We start from the raw sequence: 611 nt of genomic DNA, 5'->3' as shown, positions 1-611 counted from the left end.
CTCGGTTAGGCTTCTCCCATGAGTTCGCCTCACCGTACTATCCTCAGTCAAACGGACAGGTCGAGGCAGTCAACAAAGTCCTCAAGACCATGTTACAACGCACGGTTAATAAACATAAAACCAATTGGCATCATATGTTATTTTCCACGCTATGGGCTTATCGAACGACAGTAAAGACCGCCACTAGTTTTACGCCATTTCACTTAGTCCATGGGGTCGAGGCAACTCTTCCCATCGAGTGCGAAATTCCCACCCTTCGCACCGCAATCGAGATTTTACCTGACACTGCTCCAATGGAGCAGCGCTTGCTAAACTTGGAGTCTCTGGATGAAGATCGTCGATCCTCATTACAGAACAACGAGGCAGCTAAAAAACGATCCAAGGCTACCTTTGATCGCCATGTCAACCTTCGATCATTTCACGAAGGCGACCTTGTTCTCGCATACGATATCGCTCATGACACCTTTGGCCACGGCAAATTCGAATCACTATGGCATGGCCCTTACATCATCCAACAGTGCCTCACCAAAGGCGCATACATCCTGGCCTCTCCTGAAGGCCTCGCACTCAAAGAACCCGTCAATGGGTTATACCTCAAGAAATTTTATGCT

The 611-nt window shown here is 48.3% G+C and carries 1 protein-coding gene; it reads left to right on the top strand.

Annotation, left to right across the window (positions count from 1 at the left end):
* Window positions 1-89 precede the first annotated feature (89 nt).
* A partial coding sequence (locus tag NUW87_RS11495; RefSeq protein WP_269028662.1) for a hypothetical protein occupies window positions 90-611 on the top strand: 522 nt, incomplete at its 3' end.

Origin of the sequence: Corynebacterium pilbarense (assembly GCF_026930265.1) — a bacterium.
Lineage (GTDB): Bacteria > Actinomycetota > Actinomycetes > Mycobacteriales > Mycobacteriaceae > Corynebacterium > Corynebacterium pilbarense.
Note: the sequence above shows the minus strand (reverse complement) of the source record. Positions and strands in the feature narration are given on the sequence as shown.